The sequence below is a fragment of the Rhodospirillum sp. A1_3_36 genome, from assembly GCF_047263945.1.
In the GTDB taxonomy this organism is placed as follows: Bacteria; Pseudomonadota; Alphaproteobacteria; order Rhodospirillales; family Rhodospirillaceae; genus Rhodospirillum.
This window is the reverse complement of the sequence record NZ_JBLAVB010000018.1, coordinates 1-25,024: the sequence shown is the minus strand read 5'-3', so window position 1 is coordinate 25,024 and position 25,024 is coordinate 1. Positions and strand designations below refer to the sequence as shown.

The following is a 25,024-nucleotide window of genomic DNA, read 5'->3' as shown; positions in this document are numbered from 1 at the left end:
AAGGTGTTCTTCAGCCATGCGCACGAATTTCTCCACCGAGCGCCTTGAGGCCGATCCCCTGCTGCAGGAGGTCAATGACATCCTGCGCAAATGCGTCCATTGCGGGTTCTGTACGGCCACCTGTCCCACCTACACCATCCTGGGCGATGAGCTGGACTCTCCCCGGGGCCGCATCTACCTGCTCAAGGATATGCTGGAGGGGGACAAGCCCGCCTCCGAGGGGGTGGTGAAGCATATCGACCGCTGCCTGACCTGCCTGTCCTGCATGACCACCTGTCCTTCGGGCGTGGACTATGTCCATTTGGTGGAGCGGGGGAAAGTCCACATCGAGAAGACCTATGCCCGGCCCTGGCTGGACCGGGCGACAAGGAACATGCTGGCCTGGGTCCTGCCGCATACCAACCGGTTCCGGATGGCCATGCAGATGGGCTGGCTGGTCCGCTCTTTTGCCCGCCCTCTGGCGCCTCTGATGCCCCGCAGCCTCCGGGCCATGCTCGAACAGGCCCGGCATCCTCCCCATGGGGTGCGGCAAATCGAGCGCACCGGCGTCCACTCTCCCGCTCCCTCCCCTGGGGCGAAAGGAGCCGCCTCGCCCAAGGCTCGGGTGATCATGCCTGTGGGCTGCGTGCAACCGGCCCTGATGCCCCAGATCAACGAGGCCACGGCCCGCCTGCTCACCCGCCATGGGGTGGAGGTGGTGGTACCCAAGGGGCAGGGCTGTTGCGGCGCCGTGGTTTCCCATATGGGCAAAGAAGCCGAGGCCAAGGATTTCGCCCGGGCCAATATCGCCAGTTGGTGGATGGAGAAGGTTTCGCGGGGGGTGGATGCCATTGTCGTCAATGCGTCGGGCTGCGGATCGACCTTCAAGGATTATGCCCACCTGTTGCGGGACGATCCGGAGTTCGCCGAAAAGGCCCGGATCCTGTCGGACATCACCTTTGACATCACCGAATACATGATCATGTTGGGTTTGATGGAGCCTGAGGAAAAGCCGGAGTTGGTGGTGGCCTACCATGCGGCCTGTTCCCTGCAACATGGCCAAAAGGTCTTGGATGCGCCCAAGGCCCTGCTGCGCAAGGCGGGGTTCGAGGTCAAGGAGATCGCCAACGCCCACCTCTGTTGCGGTTCGGCGGGGACCTATTCCATCCTCCAGGCTGACCTGTCCGAGGAATTGCGCATCCGCAAGGTGAAGACGCTGGAGGACACCAAGCCCCATGTCATCGCCGCGGGCAACATCGGCTGCCTGACCCATATTTCCGGCGGGACCGAGTTGCCGGTGGTGCATACGGTGGAACTGCTCGACTGGGCGACCGGTGGGCCAAAGCCTCAGGCCCTGGGATAATTGTATGAAGCACGGGTGGGCGATCTTGTCCCAGTGGCATCGGACGGTGACCGCCGCCACCGGATCAAGCTCGGTCGCCAAACACTCGGCGACCCGCTTGAGCCATATACACATACCGCAGGTATAATACCAAGGTGCGGTCAAGTGGCCGCCGCGCCTTATGGCGCGTAAAAGCCCGCCTAGCGTTTGAACGCAAGAAAAGCGGCGTGGGTTTCAACCCGCGCCGCTTGGTATAAGAACGCTACCGCGCCCCTGCGATCCAGGTTGCCAACCGGGATCCGAAGATGAGAATCGTCAGGAAACGCCCGATCTGCATGGTCATGACGAAAGCCGCATCGACATTACTGGAGGCGGCGATAATGACCATGGAATCGGCCCCGCCTGGGCTCATGGCCAGATAGGCGGTGAAGGGATCGACCCCGGTGGTCCAGGACAAAAGGGCCGCGAAGCCGCCGCAGATGGCGATCAGGGCAATGTTGGCCAGGATCAGCAGGGGCAGGGCGCGGGCGGCATGGGCCAGGATCGGACGGGTAAAGCGCAGGCCGATGGACCAGCCCACCACCGGGAAGGCCAGGGCTTGCAGCCAGCGGGGGACTTCCAGGGGCAGGGAGGCCACATCCTGGGCAAGGACGCCCAGCACCATGGGGATCAGCATGGCTCCCGCGGTGATCTTGCTTTTCCGGGCGATTACGATCCCAGCGGCGATCACGGCAAGGGTTCCCGCCAGCGCCAGCCAATCGACGGGAGGGAACCAGCTTGGTGGTACAGGCGGTGTGCCTTCGGTCATGGACCAGACACTCGCCACCCAGGAGGCCACGGCCACGACGATGGCCACCCGCAGATATTGCATGATGGCCACGAGGCGGAAGTCGGCGCCGTTGGCCTCGGCCATCAGGGTCATGGCGAGCGCCGCGCCGGGGAAGCAGCCGAAGACCGCCGTCTTGCCCGGAAGCACCTTGAGGCGGGTAATTGCCCAGCCCAAAAGACCACCCGCAGCAATGACCGAGCCAACGCCCATCAGGAAGACCGGCCAGTCGCCCATCAGGTCATGGAGCAGGGGGCCGGTGATGGACTTTGCGATCAGGCAACCGACGACGCCCTGGGCCATTTGGATGACCAAGCCGGGGGGCTTGGCGGTACCATCGCCCAAGGCAAGAAGAATGGCGGCAATCATGGGGCCGATGAGCAAGGCCGCAGGTATGCCCGTTGCCGATAATAGCAGGGTGAAAACCAGGGAGAGGCCGAGCAGCAGGCCCCATTGGACCCCGAGCGGACGGCCCCCGAACAGGAACCGCATGCGTTCCGCCTCGAGGTGTCGAATGAAAAGAAGGTAACCCCAGAGCGTCTGACCTGATTTGTGACTCCACGGTACACGACAGTGTCTCGCCCTTTTTGGGCGATTGCCCAAGCCCATTTGGGGACAAATGCCCCCAACCCCCTTTTTTCTATGGCCTGGGGTCTGGGGCCTTTCGGCCCCAGTGGGGGACGGGGCAAAGCCCCGTGACGGGAAAACACCCCCTGTCGTTTACCCTGTTGTGACTCAGCTAGGACGCTCCAAGATTTTGATTTCTCGCCTTTTATGCGCAAAGCGCTTTATAGCCTCTCCCGGTTACCAGCTTCCGGTGTTTTCCATGCTCGTCCAGGGGGCCTGGGGCGGCAGGGAGTCGCCCGCCTGCAACAATTCTATGGAAATGCCGTCGGGGGAGCGGATGAAGGCCATTTGACCATCCCGGGGGGGGCGGTTGATGGTCACTCCGGCATCCATGATTTTCTGGCAGGTGTCATAGATGTTGTCCACCTGATAGGCGAGATGGCCGAAGTTCCGACCACCGGTATAGGCTTCCGTATCCCAGTTATAGGTCAGCTCCAACAGGGGAGTCTTTTCGGTTTTGGCCTGCTCAAGATCATCGGGAGCCGCAAGGTAGACCAGGGTAAAGCGACCTTTCTCGCTTTCCGTCCGGCGAACCTCCACCAGACCGAGGATACCCTGGTAAAAGGCCAGGGAGTCGTCCAGGTTCTGGACCCGGACCATGGTGTGCAAATAGCGCATGGGATGGACATCCTCGTCTTTTCTTAGAGTGGTCCGAGATCAAGTCGGGCCACGAAATGGGTCAACTTGATCTCGAAGACACTCAAAAATTCATGGAATCAGAGTGAAAAGATAGGGTGCGAGGCGGAGGAGATCTACCCCCGCCCCTCACAAGTCAGCGTCCTGTCAGGAAAAAGACCAAGTGGTCTTCCCTCTACTCAGCCCAACTGTCGTCGCCCTGGACCCAGGCGATGCGCAGGACGTTGGTTGTCCCCGGGGTGCCGAAGGGAACGCCTGCCGTGATGACGATGCGCTCGCCGACCTGGGCGAAACCCTCCTCCCGGCTGGCCTTGTTGGCCTTTTCGATCATCTCGTCGAAGTTCGAGATATCCCGTTCCAGCACCGAATGGACGCCCCAGACCATGGCCATGCGCCGGGCGGTCTTCACCTCGGCCGTAAGGCAGAGGATGGGCACGCTGGGGCGCTGACGCGCGGCCCGCAGGGTGGTCGAGCCGGAGGAGGTGTAGGTGACGATCGCCGCGGCCTTGATGGTGGCCGCAACCTGGCTCGCCGCGGCGCTGATGGCATCCGATGCCGTGCCCTCTGGCCGCTCCCGCCGATTGTCGTGGAGCATGCGGTAATGCTCGTCGTTTTCCACCTGGTGGATGATCTTGTCCATGATCGCCACGGCTTCCAGGGGATACTGGCCAACTGCCGTTTCCGCCGAGAGCATTACCGTATCGGCTCCGTCGTAAATGGCCGTCGCCACGTCGGAGGCCTCCGCCCGGGTGGGCGTGGGGGCGGTGATCATGCTTTCCAACATCTGGGTGGCCACCACAACCGGCTTACCCAGGGTATGGCAGGCGTTGAGAATGCGCTTTTGCAGAATCGGCACCCGTTCCGGCGGGACTTCCACGCCCAGGTCGCCGCGGGCAACCATGACGGCGTCGGAGAGTTCGATGATTTCGTTCAGGTGCTCGATGGCGCTGGGCTTCTCCAGCTTGCTGATGATCGCGGCCCGTCCGGCGATCAGCTTGCGGGCCTCGGCCACATCCTCGGGGCGCTGCACGAAGGAGAGCGCCACCCAGTCCACGCCCAGGTCCAGACCGAATTGCAGGTCCCGGCGGTCCTTTTCCGTCAGGGCGGAGATGGGCAGGATGGCATTGGGAACGTTCAGTCCCTTGTGGTCGGACAGGGTGCCGCCGGTGATGATCCGGGTGATGGCGTGGTCCGGTGTGACGACCTCCACCCGCAGACGGATTTTTCCGTCGTCCAGAAGCAGGTCGGTGCCCACCTCCATGGCCCGGAAGATTTCCGGATGGGGCAGTTGGACCCGATTCACGTCGCCCAGTTCGGGCTCCATGTCCAGGCGGAAGGTCGCTCCGGTTTCCAGCTTGACCTTGCCGCCGTCGAATTCACCGACCCGCAGCTTGGGTCCTTGAAGGTCCATCAGAATGCCGATGGTCCGACCGAGTTTCTTTTCAACGGCTCGAACCATGTTATAGCGGCGGCGGTGGTCTTCATGGGCGCCATGGCTGAAGTTCAGGCGGACCATATCCGCCCCGGCCCGCACCAGGGCCTCCAGGGAGTCTTCTGTCGGCGTTGCAGGGCCGAGGGTCGTTAGAATCTTCGCGCAGCGATTACGTCTCATGGGGTCTGTCCACGGGGCTGGAGCACATCCCGCTTCGACCGGCGTGGTCTATGCGAAATCCGCTCGTATTGTTGTGACGGGGCCATCAAGGACCCCAAGCCCGGGTGACGGGGCGCGTCACGGGAGCTGTCCTTAAAGGGGTTTGGTCATCGGATAGGCGCAGAGAGTTGCGTCACGCGCACCCTAACACGGAACCTCGGCCTTGTCCTGCTCCTCCGCGTAAGAAGGTTTCGTGATGATGTATAATTGTCTCTTGGTGCAAAAATGACACTTGACTATTTTGGAATGATAAGGATTGCTCGAAAGTCGTTCACGTTCGTCAGGGTTGGTCCGGTGACCACCAGATCCCCCAAGCCTTCAAAGAAACCGTAGGCGTCGTTGTCCTCCAGGTGGGCTTCGGGGCGCAACCCCAGGCGCGTGGCCCGGGTCAGGGTATCGGGGGTGAGGATCGCCCCGGCGTTGTCCTCGGAGCCGTCGATGCCGTCGGTGTCGCAGGCCAGGGCCCAGACATGGGGGTTGCCGTCCAGGTGCTGGGCGAGGGAGAGGGCGAATTCCGCATTGGGTCCTCCCCGGCCGTCGCCCCTTATGGTCACGGTCAGCTCTCCACCCGATAGCAGCACGCAGGGTGGGGCGACCGGGTCCCCATGGCGGGCACAGGAGGTGGCCATGGGGCCGAGCGCCTTGGCGATTTCCCTGGCCTCGCCTTCCAGGGCGTCGCCCAGGATCAGCGGTTTGATCCCCGCCGCTGCCGCGAGCCGGGCGGCCGCCTCCAGTGCGGCGCGTGGGGTGGCGATCATGGACAGGCGGTTGCTGGCGAAGACCGCATCTCCCGGTTTTGGGGTCTCGCAGGCCTTTGTCTTGAGGTGGCGGATCAGGGAGGCGGGTTCGCTGATGCCGTAGTGGGTGAGGATCGACAGGGCTTCCCCCGCCGTGGTCGGATCGGGGACGGTCGGGCCGGACGCGATCACCGCCGGATCATCCCCGGGCACGTCGGAGATTACCAGGGTGACCACCCGGGCCGGGGCTGCGGCTGCCGCGAGCCGACCGCCCTTGATGGCCGACAGGTGCTTTCGCACGCAATTGATCTCGCCGATATGGGCGCCCGAGCGCAGCAGGGCCGCATTCACCGCCCGCTTGTCCTCAAGTCCTACGGCCTCATGGGGCAGGGACAACAGGGAAGAGCCGCCACCGGAAATCAGGCAAATCATCAGGTCGTCAGAACCAAGCCCTTTGGCGATGGCCAGGATCTCCTGCGCAGCGGCAAGGCCGTGGTCATCGGGGACAGGGTGCCCGGCTTCCACCACCCGGATGCGTTCGCAGGGGACGGCATGGCCGTAGCGCGTGACCACCAGCCCCTCCAGGGGGCCGGGCCAGTTGGATTCCACCGCAAGCGCCATGGCCGCCGCAGCCTTGCCTGCGCCGACCACCACCGTCCGGCCCTTTGGGGGCTCCGGCAGATAGGCAGGCACGAGAAGGGCCGGATCAGCCGCCGCTACCGCAGCATCGAACAGGGACGTCAGGAAGGAGCGAGGGTCTTTCATAAACAGGAATTGGGATGGGGGAGGGGGGCTTTCAAGATGGGATGTTTCATGAAGTCCTACCCTTGGGGTACACTGTTTCCCCCTTCCTTCCCCAAGCCCCCAGGACACCCTTTCTCCGCCATGTCCGATTCTCTCTCCTCTCCTCTCCTCACCGCAGACGAGCCCCCCCCCTTCACGGTTCTGAATGGGGAGTCCAACCGACCCGTCCTGTTCCTCTGCGACCACGCCAGCAACGCCATCCCCAAAAGCCTCGGCAATCTGGGCCTTGGCCCGGCAGACTTGGCAGCCCACATCGCCTGGGACATCGGTGCCGCAGCGCTGACCCGTCTGCTTGCGGATCGGTTCGAGGCCTGTGCGGTACTGACCAACTACTCCCGGCTGGTCGTGGACTGCAACCGGCCCCCGGGGGAGCCCACGGCCATTCCTCCTGTCTCTGATGGCATTCCCGTGCCTGGCAACCAGGACCTGAGCGAGGCGGAAGCGGTGCGCCGGACAGAGGAGCTGTTCTGGCCCTACCACCGGGAGGTGACAGAGCGATTGGCCCACCTGTGGCGGCAGGGGAAACCGCCCGTGGTGATCTGCATTCACTCCTGCGCCCCCTCCATGGATGGCTTCAATCGGCCCTGGCACATCGGTTTGATGTATGACCACGACGACCGGGTGACCAAGGGCATGTTGGGCGCACTCGCCCGGTTGCGACCCGACGCGGTGTTGGGGGAGAATCAACCCTATTCGGGCAAAGACATCGGCTTCACCATCAATACCCATGCCGAACCCGCGGGTCTGCCGAACCTGGGGGTGGAATTCCGCCAGGATCTGGTGGGCACGCCCGAGGGCGTGGCCGATCTCGGCGGTCTGTTCGGAGATGCTTTGGAAGAGGTGCTTTCCGTCGAAGCCCTGTATACCTGCCTCATGACCTGATCCATCCCGTCTTCCCGCAGGAGGCCACCCCATGACCCGCGACCCAGGCTTTACCGTTGGCATCGAGGAAGAATATCTGCTGGTGGACCGGGAGACACGGGCCTTGGCGACGGATCCTCCGGCCTCGCTGATGGAGACTTTGACGGAGACTTTCTCCGGCGGCCAACACGGTGCCGTGACGCCCGAATTCCTGCGCTCCCAAGTGGAAGTCGGAACCAAGGTCTGTCACTCGACGGCGGAGGCAGGGCAGGCCCTGGGCGCGCTCCGCCATATCCTGGCCGAGGAAGCGGACAAGGTTGGACTTGCTCCCATTGCCGCCTCCACCCACCCCTTTGCCGAATGGTCCGACCTGAAACATACGGACAAGGACCGCTATGCGGTGCTTGCCCAAGACCTGCAAGGGGTCGTGCGGCGCTTGGTGATCTGTGGCATGCATGTGCATGTGGGGATCGAGGATGCGGACCTGCGCATGGATCTGATGAATCAGGTTACCTATTTCCTGCCCCACCTGATGGCCCTGACCACCAGCTCCCCTTTTTGGCGGGGGGAGGATACGGGGCTGAAGTCCTATCGCATTGCTGTTTTCAGCGAGTTGCCCCGCACTGGTTTGCCCGACCCCTTCAACAGCTTTCTGGAGTACGAGCGGCATGTGGATATCCTGGTCTCTGCGGGCTTGATTGAGGATTCTTCCAAGATCTGGTGGGACATCCGGCCAAGTCACCGCTTCCCCACCCTGGAAATGCGCATCGCCGATGTGTGCACCCGACTGGAGGACGCCATTTGTGTGGCGGCGATTTTCCGTTGCCTGTTACGCATGCTTTACCGGTTGCGGCGGTCTAACCAACGTTGGCGGCAATATGCCCGCATGTTGCTCGCGGAAAACCGTTGGCGCGCCCAACGCTACGGTATCGATGAGGGTTTGGTGGACTTTGGCCAGGGCAAGGTGATTCCCTTTTCCGACCTGATCGAGGAAATCCTTGAACTGATCGCGCCCGACGCCGAGGCGTTCGGTTGCCAGCGGGAGGTTCTCCATGCGCGAGAAATCCTCGCCCGGGGGACCAGCGCCCACCAACAGACAGCGGTTTATTACGACGCCAAGCGGGCGGGCGCGTCGCGGGAGGAAGCTCTGAAGGCCGTGGTGGATCACTTGATCGGAGCCACGGTGGGGCATTAAGGGCTTCGCCCTTGTGGGCTCCTGCCCACGCCCGGCCAGGGACGATGTCCCTGGACCCTCTTTTTCTAGTCATTTGAGGCGCGATAGGGCTCTGGGATGATGAAGACCTCGTCTGCTCGGCCATAACCGCCGTCGGGGACTTCTTCGATCAGGACCATGGTATGGGGACGGGCAGCTTCGCTGAAGTAGCTCACCAGCATGTCCGTGGTCTTATGGATAATCTCCTCCTTCTGGCTTTTGGTCAGAGAGGCTTCCGGAGTCTTGATGTTGACGAAGGGCATGGCTGTTTCCTTGTGGTTGGACTGTGATTTGGCGAGAAGAGGGGGTTAAATCATGCCGCCATTGGCGCGCAGGACCTGGCCGTTGACCCAGGCCCCATCCGGTCCGGCCAGGAAGCTGATCACACGGGCGATTTCCTCCGGTGTGCCCAGGCGGTTGAAGGGGCAGCTTGAGGCGATCTTGTGAATCAAGGCCTCGCTTTTGCCCTCTAAGAAGAGGTCCGTTGCCACGGGGCCGGGCGCGACGCAATTGACGGAGATCCCCCGGGGGCCCAGTTCCTTCGCCAAAACATGGGTCATGGCCTCCACCGCCGCCTTGGTGGCGGCGTAGATGCCATAGGTGGGTTGATAGACGCCGACCACGCTTGAGGAAAAAGAGAGGATCCGTCCCCCGTCGCGCAACCGACGGGCGCCTTCCCGCATGCCTCGGAAGACCCCTCCCAGGTTCAGGGCGATCTGACGGTCGAAGCTCGCGTCATCGGTCTCGACAAGGGGCGAGACTGTGAGTAATCCCGCGTTGTTCACCAGCACGTTGACCGGGCCGAAGGCCTCCTCCGCCGCGTCGAACAGCGTGGGAACCCCCTCTGGAGAGGCAACGTCGGCGGCAACAGCGAGGGCCTGTCCGCCCACTGCGGTGATCCTGGCCACAATGGCCTCAGCGGCCTCGCGACCTCGGGCATAGTTGACGATGACGGCGAAGCCGTCTTGGGCCAGGCGTTCGGCGGTGGCCGCGCCGATGCCCCGGGAGGCGCCTGTGATGATGGCGGTTCGTATCGGGTTTTGGGTCATGGGATGTCCTTTCCGTGTCGTTCGTGTCCTAGACCTAGGACCTGGGCACAATTTGAACAATCACCGGAATGTTGACATTACTATTCGGTTATGCTGAACAAAGGGGATGGACCGTCTCGATCAAATGCGTCTGTTCGTTCGGGTGGTGGAGCGGCAGAGCTTCTCCGCCGCCGCCGCAGACTTGGGGTTGGCTCGCTCCACGGCGACGGAGGCGATCAAACGCCTGGAGGCGACCCTGGGGGCGCGTCTGCTGGAGCGGACCACCCGCCATGTGACCCCAACCCTGGATGGGCGGGCCTATGTCCGTCGGTGTCAGTCTATTTTGGCGGAGGTCGAGGCGGCGGATGCGGCCTTTCGTGACAGCCAGCCCCGGGGGCTTCTGCGCATTGATGCCCATGGGTTGCTGACCCGGACTTTCGTTTTGCCACGTCTACCGGAGTTTCTGGACCGCTACCCGGGCATCAATCTGCACCTGGGGCAGGGGGACCGGCTGGTGGACATGGTGCGGGAAGGGATTGATTGCGTACTGCGCGCGGGTCCTCCGGAAGACAGCAGCCTGATCCAGCGCCGCCTCGCCTTGATCCCGGAAATCACCTGCGCGAGCCCCGCTTATCTGGAGCGCCACGGACTCCCACGCCATCCCGATGACCTGGAGGGGCATTGGATGGCGGGCTTCGTCTCCTCCCGGACGGGGGAGGTTCTCCCCTTGGAATTCACGGGGGAGGGGGGCCTACGGGAGGTGCTGTTGCCGTGTCGGGTGACGGCGAACAATTCCACCACCCTGGCCGATCTGGCCCGCCTGGGATATGGCCTGATCCAGGCACCACGCTATCGGTTTTTGGATGACCTGCGGGAGGGGAAGATGGTGGAGGTGTTGCCCGATTTCCCGCCGACGGCGACCCCATTGCATGCGCTCATACCCCAAAACCGCCATTTGGCACCCCGGTTGCGGGTGTTTCTGGATTGGGTGGCGGAGGTGTTCAGAATGGCGGAGCTTTAACAAGATGCGGAAAAACTCTTTTTCCGTCGTCCCCGCGAAAGCGGGGATCCAGGTTTTGTGTTTTTGTGCAGCAACCGGCAGCGCATCTGGATTCCCGCGTACGCGGGAATGACGACGAGTAATTGAAATAAGGAGCGTCATTTCGGGTGGGCTCTTGGACTGGGGGGGGATCTCAGGGATCCAGGAGAAGGACCTCGAACTGGGAGACGGTTACAATGCGCCAAGCCTGTCCCAAAGGAACCGCCTTGACATCAATCGAACACTGCGGGTGGAGTGCCACCCGCCCCAAATCTCCGATTGTCGCGATCAAGTCGGGATCATCCCGGGCCACCAACCGACTCAGTTGCTCCGCGTCGTCTGCAGACTTTCCTCCCCCTTGATGGGGCAAGGAATAGCTGTAGTCCTTCTTGCGACGCATAAAGTCCTTCACCCCCTCTTCACTAAGAAGGAAAGGAACTTCATCTGCGACAACAATATTCGTATATTGCATTGCGGCATTTCCCGCGTGTTGTTTTGATTTCTCCCTTCTTTTTGTTCTATCATTTTTTCTGGAATCCGCACAGCCTTCTAAAGGCGATGTGAGAGCCCAAACCAAGGTTCACACTGTGATTTTAAAGAGCTCCATCATGCCCGTAAAACGGGCATCCAAGGTTGATCTCGGAGCACTCTAAGCCATTGAAATAATGAAAGTCATTTCGGGGTCGCGTCTAAGATCGGTGGGAACTTGGGCATCCCCCTCATCATGCCATCACGGCTTGACGGGCTCGTCCTGCTTGGTCAGATAGGGTCGGGTATGGTTGACCAATTCGATAATGCAATCGGTGATGCTGCGACCGGTCGTATCAAGAATAGAATTCGCCAATCTGTACTCCGGCTCTCGTTCCTTGAGGATCTCCCGCAGGTCGTTGATGGCCTCGTCGTTCCCGCTCATGGGGCGGAGATCGCCTTGATCGATCACCCTTTGCATATGCTCCTCTGGCGCCGCCTTGATCCAGACCGTGTGATAGGAAGACAAAAGCAATTTGAAGGTTTCCGTCTCCGATACCAGACTGCCTCCGGCTTCCACGACGGCACGGGGATGCGTTTCAATCACGTGTTTAAGCGCCTGCAATTCAACACGGCGAAAGGCCTTCTGGCCCCCCAGGGAAATCAACTCGCCAATATCCATCTGGGCGAGCTTCTCGACCACCGCGCCAAGTCGGATGAATGGGACCTTGAATTCATCGGCCAGAAGGCTTCCAAGGCGTGTTTTTCCAGCGCCGCGCAAGCCAATCAGGGCCACGCCGTGACCGGCTGCGGAAGAGTTCAAGAAACGCTCCCTCAAAAGGTCGACGGCCTCCTGACGTTGGACCGGAGACAAACCGCGCACGAGGGTGTGCAAGGCGCCAGGATCTTCCTCGGCCCCTGGAAACAGATCGGGAATTTCCACGTTCAAGGCATGGGATATGCGCCAGAGAATGGCAATGGAAAAGTTGGCCTTGCCCTTCTCCGCCTGTGCAAGATAGCGCTCTGAGACGCCGGAATGCCTGGAAAGATCTTTCCGGGTCATGCCACGCCGGGACCGGATCACCTTGATGCGCTCTCCGATGCCCGTGATGTAGGTCTCCAGAAGGGCAAGATCTTCGGGGTTCAATTTGTCGATGGACTCGGCGGCAAGATATCCGTTCGTGGCCATGTGATTTTCTTCGGTCCACCAGGGAAATAGATTAAGCCATGAGCGGACGCGGACAACCGGATTCATAGTTCCGCTTACCGTTCCCGGTCAGGGGATCGAGCCATCAACCTACGTTGGAACGCTGGGAATCGTCAATGTTTCCGGCACCAAACCTCATGCCAGTGCGCGACACCCCGTCGGCCGTATCGCGCAAGGACCAGCCCCCTATCCCAGTCCGTGGGGAGAAGGCGCCCGATTGACAATGGCCGTCAGCAAGGATTCATACTCTGCCCGGGGTTTGTCACCGAAAATCGGATCCTCGTGGTCCGTGAAGATCGCGTCCAGCCTGTCCCAATCGGCGGACTCCAGGGCCTTCTGGGCGAGGGGCAGGATATCCCGTTCCTCCAGGGCCATATGTTTCCATTCCAGATCCTGGTAGCTTTCCGCCGCCGCTAAATAGGCGCTCAGGTCATCGGTCGCCCCGGCGCGGAGTGCCTCCAGCGCCCGGTCGAGGTTGTCCAGCATCTCCAGGCCCCGGGCGTGTTCGCCTTCCAGGCGGTCGATGACTTCGGCCAGGGCGGGCACCCGCGCCGCCAGGGAGGGAAACAGGTGCTCCTCTTCCTTCGGATGGTGGAAGGTATAGAGAAAAGAGCGGAAATAGTTATGGATCGATTGGAGGAGATCGACGTCAGGAGCCGCTTTGCTTTTCCCCGAATTCAGGTCCCGCAACACCCCGACAAAGCAGTCGATGACGGCCGCGAGACGCCGATGTTCGGTCCTGATGATGGTGACGGTTGGCCGCATGGTCTGTCCCTTCCCCTAGAGTATTCCGAGATCAAGTTGGGTCGCTTCGCGACCAAACTTGGCCTCGAAGATACTCTAAAATTTATAGAATGAGAGTGAAATGGGGCCAGCTTGTTCCAAGCTGATCCCGTTTCCCTCTAAATCCCGATATTTTTAGCCAGCACCTCGGGATTGGCCCGCAAGGTGTCACTGTCCCCCTCGAAAACGACGCGCCCTTTGACGAGGATCACGTTGCGATCCGCCATGTCGAGAATGGGACCGATGTTCTTGTCGACGATCACCGTGGAGATGCCATCGTTTTTGACGATCTGTATGATGCGCCAGATTTCCTCGCGGATGAGCGGAGCGAGTCCCTCCGTTGCCTCGTCCAGTATGAGCAGTTCGGGGTTGGTCATCAGGGCCCGGCCGATGGCCAGCATTTGTTGTTCCCCTCCGGAAAGCTGGCCGCCCATGTTCGATAGTCGCTCCGACAAGCGGGGAAAGGTTGCCATCACACGATCGAAGGTCCAGCGGCGCGCTCCGTCGATCCCGGTGCGTGCGGGCATGAGGAGATGCTCGCGGACGGACAGATTGTGAAACATGCCCCGCCCTTCGGGGACATAGGCGATGTGGCGGCGAGTCACCTTGTAGGGGCGGGCCCCGGTCATGTCGTCGCCCAGGATCCGCACCCTGCCTTGCCGGGGGGGCACGAACCCCAGGATGGAGCGCAGGGTCGTGGTCTTGCCCATGCCGTTGCGCCCCATCAGGCTGACGGTCTCGCCCCGGCGGACCGTGAAGTTGACACCATGCAGGACGTGGGACGCACCATAGTACACCTGCAGACCCTCTGCTTGGACAATGGGATCGCCCTGCGCGCCGTTTGGGACGATGAGGCCGCTACGCGCGCCGTTGCTTGCTGTTCTCATGCCAGACTCCTCGCTTCGCTGCCGAGATAGGCCTCCTGGACCTGGATGCTGGAGCGGATCTGGTCCGGACCGCCGGTTTCCAGAACCCGTCCGTTGACCATTACCGTGAGACGATGGGCGACGGCGAAAACGGCATCCATGTCGTGTTCGATCAACAGAATGGTGTAGTCGTGCGCCAGGGTCTTGATCAGCTCCACCAGCATTTCGGATTCCTCCTGACCCATGCCGGCCATGGGCTCGTCCATCAGCAGGAGCCGGGGTTGGGTCGCCAACATCATCCCGATCTCCAACTGGCGCTGTTCGCCATAGCTCATGGCCGTTGCCGGGGTGTCGGCCCGATGGGCGAGGCCACATCGGCTTAAACTGGCCTCCATGAGGGCGCGGACATCGTCCATCCGGGACGCTGGCCGGAAGAACCGCAGCGAGGTCGGCTGACGGGATTGCGCCGCGAGCCAAATATTTTCTCCGCAGGTCAGGCCAGGAAAGATGTTGGTCTTCTGGTAGCTTCGCCCGATCCCCAATCGGGAGGTCTTGTGGGATGGCAGGCCGGTAATCTCGCGACCTTCCAGGGTCACCGTTCCCTCCGTGGGCGCCAGATCCCCGGAGAGCAGGTTGACCAGGGTGCTCTTGCCCGCCCCATTCGGGCCAAGGATGGCGTGCACCTCGTTTTGCTTCAATTCCAGGTCGACCCCGTCCACCGCGCATAGGCCGCCGAAGCGCTTTGTCAGACCAGTGGTCTTCAGGACGAGCTTAGACATGGGTCGCCTCCCCCGTTGAGCGTGGTGGTGTCTCCGCCCGTGGGTCTTCTTCGCCCTGGACTGCTGCGTCCGCAACCTGGGTGGCTTTATCCCCGGTCCGCCGCTCGGCGAAGACCCGCAGCGCCAGACCGGACAGGCCAGCGGGCAGGAACAGGACGACGCCGATCATGACGCAGCCCATCAGCGTCGACCAATGGTCGGTGAGGCTTTCGAAGACGTGATGGAGAATCTCGAAGGTGAAGGCCCCCAGGATGGCGCCGAAAATGGTCCCGGTTCCCCCCAGGATCACGGTCATCAACGCATAACCCGAGCTATGCCACCCCAGTTGGGACGGGTTGACGAAGCCGTATTGGGTCGCTCCCAGGAATCCGGCCAGTCCGGCCAGGACGCTGGCGATCACGAAACACCAGATCTTGTAGACGACGGCGTTGTATCCCAGGGCCCGGACCCGGTGCTCGTTGGCGTGGATCCCGACCAGGACCCGGCCGAAGGGGGCACGGATCAGCATACGCAGGATCAGATAGACCGCCACCATGGCGCCAAGCGCCAGATAGAACATGCCTTCTCGGGTTTCCAGGTCGATCAACTGAATCCCGGCGATGGCCACCTCCGGTTTCATCATGATGTACATGCCGTCCGAGCCCCCGGCGAAGGAGGAATCGTTGAAAAAGTAGAACCCCATCTGACCGAAGGCCAGGGTGGCCATGATGAAGTAGACCCCAGAGGTGCGGACACAGAGCACCCCGACGACGAGGCCTACGACTGCGCAGATCGCCAAGGTAGCGGGGAGGACGATCCAGATGTTGGCCGCCTCGTATTCCGGGGAGAGGAGCCCCAGCGCATAGCCAGCCACCCCGAAGAAGAGCGCATGTCCCATGCTGACAAGGCCGGTTACTCCCACCAGCAAATCCAGGCTCATGGCGAAAATGGCGAAGATGATGATTGTCGTCAGCTTCTGCAGGTAGAATTGGGCCTGGTCGCCGAAGACCATGTCGGCATAGAGCGGATAGGCGGCCAGCAGAAGCACCATGAGACAGAGAAACAAGGTTACGGGGCGGGGAACGGCGGACATACGGATCACTCCATCTAAGGCGGGCCAGGCTCGGGCAAATTGGCTCAGGCGAACAGGCCGCGGGGCTTCCACAGCAGGACCAGCGCCATCACCAGGTAGACGACGACGGAGGCGAGCGCGGGGAAGAGGACCGGTCCCAAGGTGCTGACCAACCCGATGATCATGGCCCCCAGGAAGGCGCCCTTGATTGAGCCGATGCCCCCGATGACCACGACCACCAGACAGATGATCAGGATGTTGTCGCCCATACCGGGGTAGACCGAACTGAGCGGCGCAGAAATCATTCCGCCAAAGCCCGCCATGGCAACCCCCGCTGCGAAGATGATCGTGAACAGGGTCCGGATGTTGATCCCCAGGGCCTCGACCATCTCCCGGTTGGAGGCTCCGGCTCGGATGACCATGCCCAGGCGGGTGCGTTGGATGACCACATAGAGGCCGATGGCCAGGACGAGGCAAATCCCCGATACCGCGAGGCGGTAAACCGGGTAGTTGAGCGTTTCGGTGAGCGGAATCGATCCCGAGAGCAGTTCGGGCACGGCCACGCCGTGGGTGTCGTTGCCCCAAAGAATGCTTTGCATGTCGTTCAGGATCAGGATCAGACCGAAGGTCAGCAGAACCTGGTACAGGTGATCGCGGTTGTAGATCTTGTCGATCAGGAAGCGTTCTATGAGGACACCGAGAACCAACATGACGGGCAGCCCGACAAGGATGCCGGAGAAGAGCCCTCCCGTGAGTTCGGCCAGGAAATAAGCCAAATAGGCGCCCACCATGTACATGGCGCCATGGGCCAGATTGATCACGCCCATGATGCCGAAGACCAGGGTCAAGCCACTGGAAACCAGGAACAGCAACAGGCCGTATTGCACGCCATTCATCACTTGGATGAGCAGAAACAGGGGATCCACGGGACCCTCCTTAGGATAGCGGATGGGCGGGGCGACGGAAAAACGCGGGTCGGGGAAGGCTGGGGCCCACCGGTTCATCCGTGGGCCCCAGCCTCCGCGCGGAGGGGTTACTCCGCCATCGCGCATCCGGTCGCGGGATCGTTCACCGCCTCTCCGGCGACCCTCAGGACCACGTTGGCACCGTTCTGGACCTCGCGGAGGTAAACGGGCTGGATCGGGTTGTGGGCCTTGGAGAAGATCCAAGCGCCCCGCGGACTGTCAATCCAGGCGCCTTCCATGGCGGCGATCAGGGCCTTCTGATCGTCGGTGGCACCATTCACGGCCGCAAACGCCTTCACCAAAAGCAACCCGGTGTCGTATCCCTGGACGGCGTAGATGTCGGCCTGGGTGCCGTAGGCGTCGGCGTAGGCTTTGCGGAAGGCTGTGTTGGTGGGATTATCCAGCCCATCGGCATAGTGCAGCGTGGTCAAGACCCCCGTGGCGGCGTCTCCCTGGGCCTTCAAGGTGCCATCGGTCAGGAAGCCCGATCCCATGAGGGGAATACTGTCCTTGAGGCCGGCTGCGGCATAGTCCTTGACAAACTTCACCGCTCCCCCGCCTGCATAGAAGGCGAAGACGGCGTCGGGTTTCAGGGAGGCAATCTCGGTCAGGTAGGACTGGAATTCGACCTCGGGAAAGGGGGTCAGGATCTGCTTGACCACTTCTCCCCCGGCGGCCTTGAAGCTTTCCTCGAACGCCTCCAGGGATTCCGTGCCGAAGCTGTATTTCCAGGCGATGGTGACCACTTTGCGAAAGCCTCGGTCATAGGCCATCTGGCCCATGGGGTAAGCCGTTTGCCAGGCGCTGAACGAGGTGCGGAAAATATTGGGGGCGCATAATTGACGGGTGGCCACGTTGAGGCCGGCATTGGGGATGATCATCAGGGCGCCTTCCTGACGTGCGACCTTGAGCATGCCCATGGCCACGCCCGAATGGACCGGGCCGATGATGACATCGGCCTTATCACCCACCACCAGACGGTTCATGTTCTGGGGCGCCTTGCCGGGATTGGCTTCGGAATCGACGACGACATACTCGACCTCCCGGCCCCCCAGACGGTTGCCGGATTGCTCGATGGCCAGCTTCAGTCCGTTGGTGATGGCTTCGCCGAGGGCCGCGTAGGTTCCGGTATAGGGCAGCATCAGCCCCAGCTTCACCGGTTCAGCGGCGCTGGATGCCGTTGAGAAAAGGGCCAAGGCGCCCACGACCAGAGCCCGCGGGCCCCATCGGCGCGCCATTGAAATGGGTCTACGGATATCCACGGACATAGAAACCTCCCTAACGGTTTATCGATTGTTCTTTTTCATGAAACGGCGACGTTGCGCCGCTATGCGCTTTCGGCCTCCCGCCGGGGCGCACGGGGGGTGATCCCCCCACCGGCCCCGCAGTAGGCTTCGATGGGGGTGCGAAACTCCGGGGGCACGGGGATCGCCGTCATGCTTTGGCTGTTGACGAAACAGCAGGTGTGGCGGGCGTCAAAGCTCTCGGTGCCATCCTCCTTCCGGCCCAGAACCCTGAGGGTCAGCGAGGCACGGCCCAACCGTTCCACATGGACGGCGCAGCACAGGTGGTCGCGGGGGGTGAGCGGAGCCGAGATGTCCATGGCGACATTCACGAAGGGCGTGCCGATGTGTCGGTCTATGTTGAGCGCGTACCAGTCCAGGCCGAGCACGCTGCGGAACCAGCCCTCGATGGCCTCCATGGCGAAGTCGAAGAACCGCACGGTGTACACGATCTGGGCGGCATCGGTGTCTCCCCAGGTGATCACGCGATGATGGAGGTAGGGTGCCGTCATGTCCGCGCGCCCCTAGTAGGTTTCGACATGGTAGCGACCGGCCACGCGCATCTGGCGGCGCAGTTCCTGCCAGTCCATGCCGTGGTCGTCGCAAATCTTCTGGAAGGCCGCCTCGACGCCCACCTCCATGCTCTTCAGGCCGCAGAGGAAAACGTAGGTGTGTTCATTGCGCAGCCATTCGGCCAGTTCATCGGCGCAGGTCAGCATGCGATCTTGTACGTATTCCTTCGGCTGGTCCCGTTCCCGCGAGAAGCAGAGATCCTTGCGGATCAGGCTGTCGGGCAGCTTCTGCAGGGGGCCAAAATAGGGCAGTTCGCCCCGGGTCCGGGCGCCAAAGAACAGCCAGATCTTGCCCGGATCACCGTGCTTGCGTTTGCGCCTCCGTCGTTCCGTCATGGCCCGGAAGGGTGCCGACCCGGTGCCGGTGCAAATGGTGATCAGATTGGCTTCGGGGTGATTGGGCATCAGGAAAGTCGACCCAAAGGCACCGGTCACCTGGACCGTATCCCCGCGCTCCAGATCGCAGAGGTAGTTGGAAGCGACCCCACGGGTGGTGATGCCGTTTTCCTCGGTCACCACCCGTTTGACGGTGAGGGAGAGGTTGTTGTGGTTGGGGCGCTCGCCGTCGCGTGGGCTGGCTACGGAATAGAGGCGCATCTGGTGGGGCTTGCCCCGGGCATCCTCGCCCGGCGGGACCACGCCAATGCACTGCCCCTCCAGCACGGGAAAGGTGGTGGTGCCGAAATCAAGAATAATGTGGTGGATGTCCGAGGTGCTGTCCGGCTCGGTGATCCGGTAGTTGCCGACGACCCGGGCGATGGCGGGATTCTCGCGGGTGTAGATGTTGATGAAGGGATGCGCGGCGGAAAAGGGCGGGAGAACCTGACCTTCGCCACTATGGGCTACGGCGAGGATCGTGTTGGCCTCGACTTCCTTGGCTTGTTCCGCGCTACTGGTGACCTCGGTGTCGGAAATTTCCTGTTCATCGGGGAGTTCGTCCCAGCCGTATTGCTCCACCAGAGGATAGGGTGTTTTGACCGTGCGCCAGTTGTCGATGGCCCCCGTGGGGCAGGGAGCGATGCACTTCATGCAGTAGTTACAGATGTCGGCATTTACAACGTAGTTGTTCTCGTCATGCTCGATCGCGCCCTCGACGGGACAGGTTTCCTCGCAGGTATTGCAGCGAATGCAAATCTCCGGATCGATCAAGTGCTGGCGTATGACGGACATGAGACCTCCGGCTTGAGTCTTGGTTGGAAACCGACGAGAAAAGGGCCGGAGACGGGCTTCAGGCCCGTCTCCGGTGAGTTCAGGGAGAGATCAGCCGTACAGCTTCACGTATTCGAAATCGCCGGGCTGTTTGTTGACCCCGACCTTGGGTGCGGCGATCCAGGAGGCGTATTGGCCCTGGCGGCTTTCCGGCTGCATGAGGTTTAGCAGGAAGGTCAAATCGTCGTCGGAGGGCAGGAACTCGTTTTGGCGCTCCATCCAGGTGGCCGCGTCGATGATCTCGCCGTCAGGGGTCACGGACACTTCGGAAAACTCGCCAATTCGCCGGTTGAAGGCCATATGCGGCATGGTCAATTCAAAATCGATACCGATCTTCTTGATCAACTTGTTCCACCGGCCAACGCCTCCTGCGGCGTCGTTGATGTAGTCGTAGACCAAGCGGGCGTTGACCGCGTTCAGGGCGGGCTCCTCGACCCAGTCCAGGGCGCCGTCCACCACCTTCAACACCTTGAAGGTGTCATTGTAGAGCTGGTGGTCGTCGTCGATCTTGGTTTCCTGATAGCGTCCCTTCAGACCGGCTTCGAAGGCTGCCGCGCCATTGGTCGAAACTTCGGAACCAAACAGGTCCTCTGTGACGGAGACATGGAAGTTGATCTTTTTCTGGATCGTCGGCAGGTCGATGACGCCCAGGGCGCGCACGGCCTCGATATCGTTGGCGTCGGTGATGCCGGCCTCCTTCATGGCCTGACAGGTGCGCTCCACTACGCGTGAGACGCCGCTTTCACCGACGAACATGTGGTGGGCTTCCTCCGTCAGCATGAAGCGGCAGGTGCGCGAGAGGGGATCGAAGCCGCTCTGGGCCAAGGCCTCCAGCTGCATCTTGCCGTCCCGGTCGGTGAAGTAGGTGAACATGAAGAAGGACAGCCAGTCCGGCGTCTTTTCGTTGAAGGCACCCAGGATGCGGGGTTTGTCTTCGTTGCCGGAGCGGCGCTGCAGCAGGGCTTCGGCTTCCTCTCGGCCGTCACGACCGAAGTATTTCTGCAGCAGGTAGACCATGGCCCAGAGGTGGCGGCCCTCCTCGACATTGACCTGGAACAGGTTGCGCATGTCGTAGAGGGACGGCGCGGTCTTGCCCAGATGGCGCTGCTGCTCGACGGATGCCGGCTCCGTATCGCCCTGCACGACGAGCAGGCGCCGCAGCAACGAGCGGTACTCGGCGGGGACCTCCTGCCAGACGGGTTCGCCCTTATGCTTGCCGCAGGGGATTGTGCGCCCCTCTTCCTTCGGGGCCAGAAGGACGCCCCAGCGGTATTCGGGCATCTTGACGTAGCCGAACTGGGCCCAGCCTTCCGGATCCACACCCACCGCTGTGCGCAGGTAGACCTCGGATTCCTGGAACCCGTCGGGACCCATGTCCTTCCACCAGTCAATGTAGCCCGGGTGCCAGTCCTCCAGCGCCTTTTTCAGACGACGGTCGTTGGACAGGTCGACATTGTTCGGAATCAGGTCATCGTAATTGACCTCGACAACAATGTTTTCGGCGGTTCCTTCGGACATTTGCCTCTTCCCCTTGGTGATTGCGTATTTTGGATCAAACACGATTGTGGTCGTAGGTGGGACGCGTGCCGGTCCCATAGAGCTTAAGCGCTCCCCCGTCGGAGACGGCGTTTGGACGCTGGAAGATCCAGTTCTGCCAAGCGGTCAGGCGCCCGAAGATCTTGGTTTCCATCGTTTCGGGGCCGGGGAAACGCAGGTTGGCCTCCATGCCGGTGAGGGCATCGGGCGAATAGCCGACCCGTTCCTCGACCATCATGCGGATTTCCTCTTCCCAATCGATGTCGTCGAGGGCTTCTGTCACCAGACCCAGGGTGTCTGCATCGGCGGCGAGCAGATCGTCGCCGATCCGGCCCTTGGCGGTTTCCACGCTGTCCGGTTCACCCAGGAAGCGGGTCTCCAGGCGCGTCAAGCCGTTGCTCATGGTCATGGGGCCGAAGTTCGCGCCCGTCAGGAGGATCCGCGCCGGGGGCCGGTTGTCACCCTCGAACTGGCCGTCGAGCATGAAGGAGCGGTCGGCGGCGAAGATCAACTCGGCCAGGACACCGGCGTAGCAACTGCCGGGTTCGACCAGGGTCACCAGGGTGCGGGAGGAGAGGTCAACCCGCTTCAGGGTGCGCTTCCAGTAGAGCAGAATCTCGCGAACCAGCCAGTTCTCGGCGTTGTCCGCCATCAGACGGTCGTAGTCGACGGCGGCCTTGGGATCGCCCAGGGTCTTGAAGATCAGGGTGCCGATCTCGGTCTCGTTGGTGCGCAGGTGCAGCAGGGCGTCGTCGAATTCCCGCGCCAGGGCGAGCGGCCAAAAATCAGCCCCTTGGGCGGCCACCGCCGCGACATCGGCGGGCGCGGCTGTTTCGGGGCCCATAAGGGTGATGGTGGCGACGCGGCGGGCGCGATCGATATCCACCCGGACATGGGGGTAGATCACCGTATCCGGGCCGACCTCTCGCTTCAGCGGTGTCAGGGATATGCCCTTGGCATCGGTTGGCCGATCGGAGGCGGCGGCAAAGTCCTTGGCCCGCTCCGCCACCACGTCTGCGAAACGCGACCCGGGCACCACCTCGTCCACCAAGCGCCAATCCACGGCCCGGGAACCCCGCACGCCTTCTTCGATGGAACAAAAAATGTCGGCGCGGTCGCGACGAACCTTGCGCTTGTCGGTCACGCGGGTCAGTCCGCCGGTGCCGGGCAATACCGCGAGCAGGGGCACTTCTGGCAGGGAGACCGAGGCGTTGCCGTCATCGATCAGCATGATGTGGTCAGTCGCGAGCGCCAACTCGTAGCCTCCACCGGCCGCCGTGCCGTTCACTGCGCAGATATAGCGCTGGCGGGAATACTCGGTGGCGTCCTCGATGGAATTCCGGGTTTCGTTGGTGAACTTGCAGAAGTTGACCTTATGGGCATGGCTGGATTTGCCGAGCATGCGGATGTTGGCGCCGGCACAGAAGATCCGCTCCTTGCCGGACCGCAGCACCACGGACCCGACTTCGGGATGTTCGAAGCGCAGGCGCTGCACGGCGTCATACAGCTCGATATCCACGCCTAGGTCGTAGGAATTCATCTTCAGCTCATACCCGGGTACGAGGGTCCCCTCCGGGTTCACGTCCATGGTCAGGTAGGCCACAGGCCCTTCGAACGAGAGCGTCCAGTGCTTGTAGGCCGCCGGGTTGGTCTGAAAGTCGATCACGATTGATCTCCGATGATAGCTCTTGGAATGATTTTTCCGATCTGAGAGAGACTATATTTCCTTTTGCGGGGATCAATCAAGCAATAAATTGCATATTGAAGGTTTTGGGAGGCTCGCTGCCCGGCACCCCATTTCCGTTCCGCCCCATACCCCACCTAAACCCCTTGATGGTCGGTCTCTTTTTTTTTAAGCGGCCTGTGGAAGGCAACCATACGGAAAGAGCCGCGACTGGGAGTCGCGGATCTGCAATATAGTGCTTGTTTTGAAGGCAAGGAAAGGAACCGGTGACTCTTCCGTCGTCATCCCCGTCTATGCGCACTGCTGCCCGGGATTTTTTCGAGGAGATGCGGTGCATGGCAGACACAGCCTGTCTTTCAGCCCAAAATCATGTCGCCAAACTTAATTTTGAGGTCTGCCATGCCCTTCACTCCTAAAGCATTTCATCGTCTTCTGAAACCACTCGATCGCCGCGGTCTGAAAGCGATCGTCGCAACCCATTCCGGGGATTGAGGTGTGGGGGAGGGGATGGCGCCTGGACCTGCGAACGCCATCTGAAAACCTTGCTGTTCGCCCAATTCGCGGGGTTGAAAAGCTTGCGGGAAATCGTTGAAGTCCTCTCTTCGCGCCCCTGTGCCCTCTATCATGTCGGCCTACGTTTTCCTAAGCGTACGACGCTCAGTGACGCGTCGGCCTCTCGCCCGGTTGCCGTATTCCGCGATGTCGCAGCCACCCTCATGGCCCAGCTGGCCCGTGGCCCCAAGCAGGAAGGCGAGGAGTTGGTTCAACTGATTGACACCTCGCCCATTCCCCTCCGGGACGGGCGGTTTGACTGGGCCCAGGCCGATTACCGGTGTCGGGGCCTGAAGCTACACATGCCCTACGATCTGCGGGCCGCCCGGCCCGTGCATTTCGCCATCACCTCGCCGAAAGTCTCTGACCTGACCGAAGGGCGGGTCATGCCCCTGGAGGCCGGGACAACCTATGTCTTCGACAAGGGATATACCGATTATGGCTGGTGGAAGGAGATTGTCGAAAGCGGCGCGCTCTTCGTGACGCGTTTGAAAAGCAATGCCCATCGCCGAAATGTTCGCCCCCCAGACGCGCGGGGAGAAGCGGTGCTTGGTGATCAACGCATTCGGCTCGGCCACAAGCAACCCAGGGGTGGGGCGAAAAACCCGCTTTTTGACACCGATTTGCGGGAGGTGATCGTGTTTCGAGAGGGCAAGGCGCCTCTCCACCTCATCACCAATGACCATGCCCGGTCCGCCGAGGAAATCGCCGCGCTTTACAAGGAGCGGTGGCAAATTGAACTGTTCTTCAAGTGGATCAGTCAGAACCTGAAAATCAAAACATTCCTGGGCCGGGGCGAAAACGCTGTCCGTATTCAGATCTACGTGGCGTTGATCGCTTATCTCGTTGTGATCGAGGCCGAGTTCGTTCTTGGCGGTTTCGAAGCTGTCCTCGATGGCCCAGCGATGGCCTTCCACCGATACCAGCTTTTCCATCGGCGTGCCCGTGAGGCACCATGTGGAGAAGAAGGCGAGATCGCCGTCGGCGATGGTGCGGCGGATCAACAGGCCCCGTGTCCACTCCCCGGTGAGGGAGCTGTTGTATTCGTTGGCCTCGAGATCGGCCAGTTCGAGATAGGCCCAGTCGTGCAGGCGCGGCCCTTTGGTTCCTTCGCCTGCCGACAGCCGCCGCCAGGCGCTCTCGGGAAGGTGTTGCGCGATCTCGGCAGCGGTGCCGCCGACGGGCTGCGGTTTGCCCCGGGACCGGAACACATGATTGGCGGCGACACCCAAGACGTAGCCCTTGCCCCCTTGCCCAGCACTGTTTCGATCTCTCCCGTGCCATAGACGCTGTCCGCCGCCACGAAGGAGAACGGCACCCCCGCAG

At 61.7% G+C, this 25,024-nt stretch carries 22 protein-coding genes and 2 pseudogenes; 5 read left to right on the top strand and 19 right to left on the bottom strand.

Annotated elements, in window-relative coordinates; all coding sequences use genetic code 11:
• The first annotated feature begins 16 nt into the window (after positions 1 to 16).
• Positions 17 to 1,342 carry a glycolate oxidase subunit GlcF gene (gene glcF / locus ACLIRY_RS22465; RefSeq protein ID WP_413207663.1) on the top strand — a complete coding sequence of 442 codons (1,326 nt, stop codon included), beginning with the start codon at positions 17 to 19 and terminating at the stop codon, positions 1,340 to 1,342.
• Between the two features lie 241 nt (positions 1,343 to 1,583).
• Here the strand turns inward: glcF and ACLIRY_RS22460 are convergent, their stop codons facing one another.
• The 4 genes from ACLIRY_RS22460 to ACLIRY_RS22445 all read right to left on the bottom strand — a co-directional run bounded on the left by ACLIRY_RS22460 (position 1,584) and on the right by ACLIRY_RS22445 (position 6,563).
• On the bottom strand, positions 1,584 to 2,639 hold the full coding sequence (locus tag ACLIRY_RS22460) for an AbrB family transcriptional regulator (protein WP_413207662.1): 1,056 nt from the start codon (positions 2,637 to 2,639) through the stop codon (positions 1,584 to 1,586).
• A 312-nt stretch (positions 2,640 to 2,951) separates the two neighbouring features.
• Positions 2,952 to 3,392 carry a VOC family protein gene (locus ACLIRY_RS22455; RefSeq protein ID WP_413207661.1) on the bottom strand — a complete coding sequence of 147 codons (441 nt, stop codon included), beginning with the start codon at positions 3,390 to 3,392 and terminating at the stop codon, positions 2,952 to 2,954.
• Between the two features lie 193 nt (positions 3,393 to 3,585).
• Positions 3,586 to 5,022, bottom strand: a complete 1,437-nt coding sequence (gene pyk, locus ACLIRY_RS22450) for a pyruvate kinase (protein ID WP_413207660.1) — start codon at positions 5,020 to 5,022, stop codon at positions 3,586 to 3,588.
• A gap of 275 nt (positions 5,023 to 5,297) precedes the next feature.
• A complete protein-coding gene (locus ACLIRY_RS22445) occupies positions 5,298 to 6,563 on the bottom strand; it encodes a glycerate kinase (RefSeq protein WP_413207659.1) in 1,266 nt (421 codons plus the stop codon).
• Between the two features lie 120 nt (positions 6,564 to 6,683).
• Between ACLIRY_RS22445 and ACLIRY_RS22440 the strand changes: the two genes are divergently transcribed.
• The gene (locus tag ACLIRY_RS22440) at positions 6,684 to 7,484 is read left to right on the top strand and encodes an N-formylglutamate amidohydrolase (RefSeq protein WP_413207658.1); all 801 of its coding nucleotides are present in this window, start codon (positions 6,684 to 6,686) and stop codon (positions 7,482 to 7,484) included.
• A 31-nt stretch (positions 7,485 to 7,515) separates the two neighbouring features.
• Positions 7,516 to 8,658: a carboxylate-amine ligase gene (locus tag ACLIRY_RS22435; protein WP_413207657.1), complete on the top strand. Its 1,143-nt coding sequence runs from the start codon at positions 7,516 to 7,518 to the stop codon at positions 8,656 to 8,658.
• A gap of 65 nt (positions 8,659 to 8,723) precedes the next feature.
• Here ACLIRY_RS22435 and ACLIRY_RS22430 read toward each other — a convergent pair whose 3' ends face one another.
• Together ACLIRY_RS22430 and ACLIRY_RS22425 are read right to left on the bottom strand one after the other, a co-directional pair.
• A complete protein-coding gene (locus ACLIRY_RS22430) occupies positions 8,724 to 8,939 on the bottom strand; it encodes a tautomerase family protein (RefSeq protein WP_413207656.1) in 216 nt (71 codons plus the stop codon).
• Positions 8,940 to 8,984: 45 nt separating this feature from the next.
• A complete protein-coding gene (locus ACLIRY_RS22425) occupies positions 8,985 to 9,725 on the bottom strand; it encodes an SDR family oxidoreductase (protein ID WP_413207655.1) in 741 nt (246 codons plus the stop codon).
• Positions 9,726 to 9,831: 106 nt separating this feature from the next.
• On the opposite strand from ACLIRY_RS22425, the gene ACLIRY_RS22420 reads away from it, so the two are divergent.
• Complete coding sequence (locus tag ACLIRY_RS22420; RefSeq protein ID WP_413207654.1) at positions 9,832 to 10,725, top strand: LysR family transcriptional regulator; 894 nt, start codon at positions 9,832 to 9,834, stop codon at positions 10,723 to 10,725.
• 172 nt (positions 10,726 to 10,897) lie between these two features.
• On the opposite strand, the gene ACLIRY_RS22415 is transcribed toward ACLIRY_RS22420, so the two are convergent.
• The 12 genes from ACLIRY_RS22415 to boxC all read right to left on the bottom strand — a co-directional run bounded on the left by ACLIRY_RS22415 (position 10,898) and on the right by boxC (position 23,128).
• Positions 10,898 to 11,215, bottom strand: a complete 318-nt coding sequence (locus tag ACLIRY_RS22415) for a hypothetical protein (protein WP_413207653.1) — start codon at positions 11,213 to 11,215, stop codon at positions 10,898 to 10,900.
• Positions 11,216 to 11,473: 258 nt separating this feature from the next.
• Positions 11,474 to 12,400 (bottom strand): helix-turn-helix transcriptional regulator, encoded by a 927-nt coding sequence (locus ACLIRY_RS22410; RefSeq protein ID WP_413207652.1) that lies wholly within the window; start codon positions 12,398 to 12,400, stop codon positions 11,474 to 11,476.
• Positions 12,401 to 12,604: 204 nt separating this feature from the next.
• Positions 12,605 to 13,183: a hemerythrin domain-containing protein gene (locus ACLIRY_RS22405; RefSeq protein ID WP_413207651.1), complete on the bottom strand. Its 579-nt coding sequence runs from the start codon at positions 13,181 to 13,183 to the stop codon at positions 12,605 to 12,607.
• 137 nt (positions 13,184 to 13,320) lie between these two features.
• Positions 13,321 to 14,088, bottom strand: a complete 768-nt coding sequence (locus tag ACLIRY_RS22400) for an ABC transporter ATP-binding protein (protein ID WP_413207650.1) — start codon at positions 14,086 to 14,088, stop codon at positions 13,321 to 13,323.
• On the bottom strand, positions 14,085 to 14,846 hold the full coding sequence (locus ACLIRY_RS22395) for an ABC transporter ATP-binding protein (RefSeq protein WP_413207649.1): 762 nt from the start codon (positions 14,844 to 14,846) through the stop codon (positions 14,085 to 14,087). Before ACLIRY_RS22395 ends, ACLIRY_RS22400 begins: the two co-directional genes overlap by 4 nt.
• The gene (locus ACLIRY_RS22390; RefSeq protein ID WP_413207648.1) at positions 14,839 to 15,918 is read right to left on the bottom strand and encodes a branched-chain amino acid ABC transporter permease; all 1,080 of its coding nucleotides are present in this window, start codon (positions 15,916 to 15,918) and stop codon (positions 14,839 to 14,841) included. The genes ACLIRY_RS22395 and ACLIRY_RS22390 overlap by 8 nt, the downstream gene beginning before the upstream one ends.
• Before the next feature lie 44 nt (positions 15,919 to 15,962).
• Positions 15,963 to 16,823 (bottom strand): branched-chain amino acid ABC transporter permease, encoded by an 861-nt coding sequence (locus ACLIRY_RS22385; protein ID WP_413207647.1) that lies wholly within the window; start codon positions 16,821 to 16,823, stop codon positions 15,963 to 15,965.
• Positions 16,824 to 16,930: 107 nt separating this feature from the next.
• Positions 16,931 to 18,130: an ABC transporter substrate-binding protein gene (locus ACLIRY_RS22380; RefSeq protein WP_413207646.1), complete on the bottom strand. Its 1,200-nt coding sequence runs from the start codon at positions 18,128 to 18,130 to the stop codon at positions 16,931 to 16,933.
• 59 nt (positions 18,131 to 18,189) lie between these two features.
• Entirely contained in the window at positions 18,190 to 18,657 is a 468-nt protein-coding gene (locus ACLIRY_RS22375; RefSeq protein WP_413207645.1) for an acyl-CoA thioesterase, read from the bottom strand.
• Between the two features lie 12 nt (positions 18,658 to 18,669).
• Positions 18,670 to 19,887, bottom strand: a complete 1,218-nt coding sequence (gene boxA, locus ACLIRY_RS22370; RefSeq protein ID WP_413207644.1) for a benzoyl-CoA 2,3-epoxidase subunit BoxA — start codon at positions 19,885 to 19,887, stop codon at positions 18,670 to 18,672.
• A gap of 90 nt (positions 19,888 to 19,977) precedes the next feature.
• The gene (gene boxB, locus ACLIRY_RS22365; RefSeq protein ID WP_413207643.1) at positions 19,978 to 21,444 is read right to left on the bottom strand and encodes a benzoyl-CoA 2,3-epoxidase subunit BoxB; all 1,467 of its coding nucleotides are present in this window, start codon (positions 21,442 to 21,444) and stop codon (positions 19,978 to 19,980) included.
• A 34-nt stretch (positions 21,445 to 21,478) separates the two neighbouring features.
• Positions 21,479 to 23,128 (bottom strand): 2,3-epoxybenzoyl-CoA dihydrolase, encoded by a 1,650-nt coding sequence (gene boxC / locus ACLIRY_RS22360; RefSeq protein WP_413207642.1) that lies wholly within the window; start codon positions 23,126 to 23,128, stop codon positions 21,479 to 21,481.
• A gap of 506 nt (positions 23,129 to 23,634) precedes the next feature.
• Here boxC and ACLIRY_RS22355 point away from each other — a divergent pair.
• A pseudogene (locus ACLIRY_RS22355) lies at positions 23,635 to 24,489 on the top strand (IS4 family transposase); the annotation flags it as partial.
• A gap of 24 nt (positions 24,490 to 24,513) precedes the next feature.
• On the opposite strand, the pseudogene ACLIRY_RS22350 reads toward ACLIRY_RS22355, so the two are convergent.
• Positions 24,514 to 25,024, bottom strand: a pseudogene (locus ACLIRY_RS22350) (IS701 family transposase); the annotation flags it as partial.

Coding starts and splice junctions, on each gene's coding strand:
- glcF (WP_413207663.1), top strand. CDS start 17: ATGCGCACGAATTTCTCCACCGAGCGCCTTGAGGCCGATCCCCTGCTG.
- ACLIRY_RS22460 (WP_413207662.1), bottom strand. CDS start 2,639: ATGCGGTTCCTGTTCGGGGGCCGTCCGCTCGGGGTCCAATGGGGCCTG.
- ACLIRY_RS22455 (WP_413207661.1), bottom strand. CDS start 3,392: ATGCGCTATTTGCACACCATGGTCCGGGTCCAGAACCTGGACGACTCC.
- pyk (WP_413207660.1), bottom strand. CDS start 5,022: ATGAGACGTAATCGCTGCGCGAAGATTCTAACGACCCTCGGCCCTGCA.
- ACLIRY_RS22445 (WP_413207659.1), bottom strand. CDS start 6,563: ATGAAAGACCCTCGCTCCTTCCTGACGTCCCTGTTCGATGCTGCGGTA.
- ACLIRY_RS22440 (WP_413207658.1), top strand. CDS start 6,684: ATGTCCGATTCTCTCTCCTCTCCTCTCCTCACCGCAGACGAGCCCCCC.
- ACLIRY_RS22435 (WP_413207657.1), top strand. CDS start 7,516: ATGACCCGCGACCCAGGCTTTACCGTTGGCATCGAGGAAGAATATCTG.
- ACLIRY_RS22430 (WP_413207656.1), bottom strand. CDS start 8,939: ATGCCCTTCGTCAACATCAAGACTCCGGAAGCCTCTCTGACCAAAAGC.
- ACLIRY_RS22425 (WP_413207655.1), bottom strand. CDS start 9,725: ATGACCCAAAACCCGATACGAACCGCCATCATCACAGGCGCCTCCCGG.
- ACLIRY_RS22420 (WP_413207654.1), top strand. CDS start 9,832: ATGGACCGTCTCGATCAAATGCGTCTGTTCGTTCGGGTGGTGGAGCGG.
- ACLIRY_RS22415 (WP_413207653.1), bottom strand. CDS start 11,215: ATGCAATATACGAATATTGTTGTCGCAGATGAAGTTCCTTTCCTTCTT.
- ACLIRY_RS22410 (WP_413207652.1), bottom strand. CDS start 12,400: ATGGCCACGAACGGATATCTTGCCGCCGAGTCCATCGACAAATTGAAC.
- ACLIRY_RS22405 (WP_413207651.1), bottom strand. CDS start 13,183: ATGCGGCCAACCGTCACCATCATCAGGACCGAACATCGGCGTCTCGCG.
- ACLIRY_RS22400 (WP_413207650.1), bottom strand. CDS start 14,088: ATGAGAACAGCAAGCAACGGCGCGCGTAGCGGCCTCATCGTCCCAAAC.
- ACLIRY_RS22395 (WP_413207649.1), bottom strand. CDS start 14,846: ATGTCTAAGCTCGTCCTGAAGACCACTGGTCTGACAAAGCGCTTCGGC.
- ACLIRY_RS22390 (WP_413207648.1), bottom strand. CDS start 15,918: ATGTCCGCCGTTCCCCGCCCCGTAACCTTGTTTCTCTGTCTCATGGTG.
- ACLIRY_RS22380 (WP_413207646.1), bottom strand. CDS start 18,130: ATGTCCGTGGATATCCGTAGACCCATTTCAATGGCGCGCCGATGGGGC.
- ACLIRY_RS22375 (WP_413207645.1), bottom strand. CDS start 18,657: ATGACGGCACCCTACCTCCATCATCGCGTGATCACCTGGGGAGACACC.
- boxA (WP_413207644.1), bottom strand. CDS start 19,887: ATGTCCGTCATACGCCAGCACTTGATCGATCCGGAGATTTGCATTCGC.
- boxB (WP_413207643.1), bottom strand. CDS start 21,444: ATGTCCGAAGGAACCGCCGAAAACATTGTTGTCGAGGTCAATTACGAT.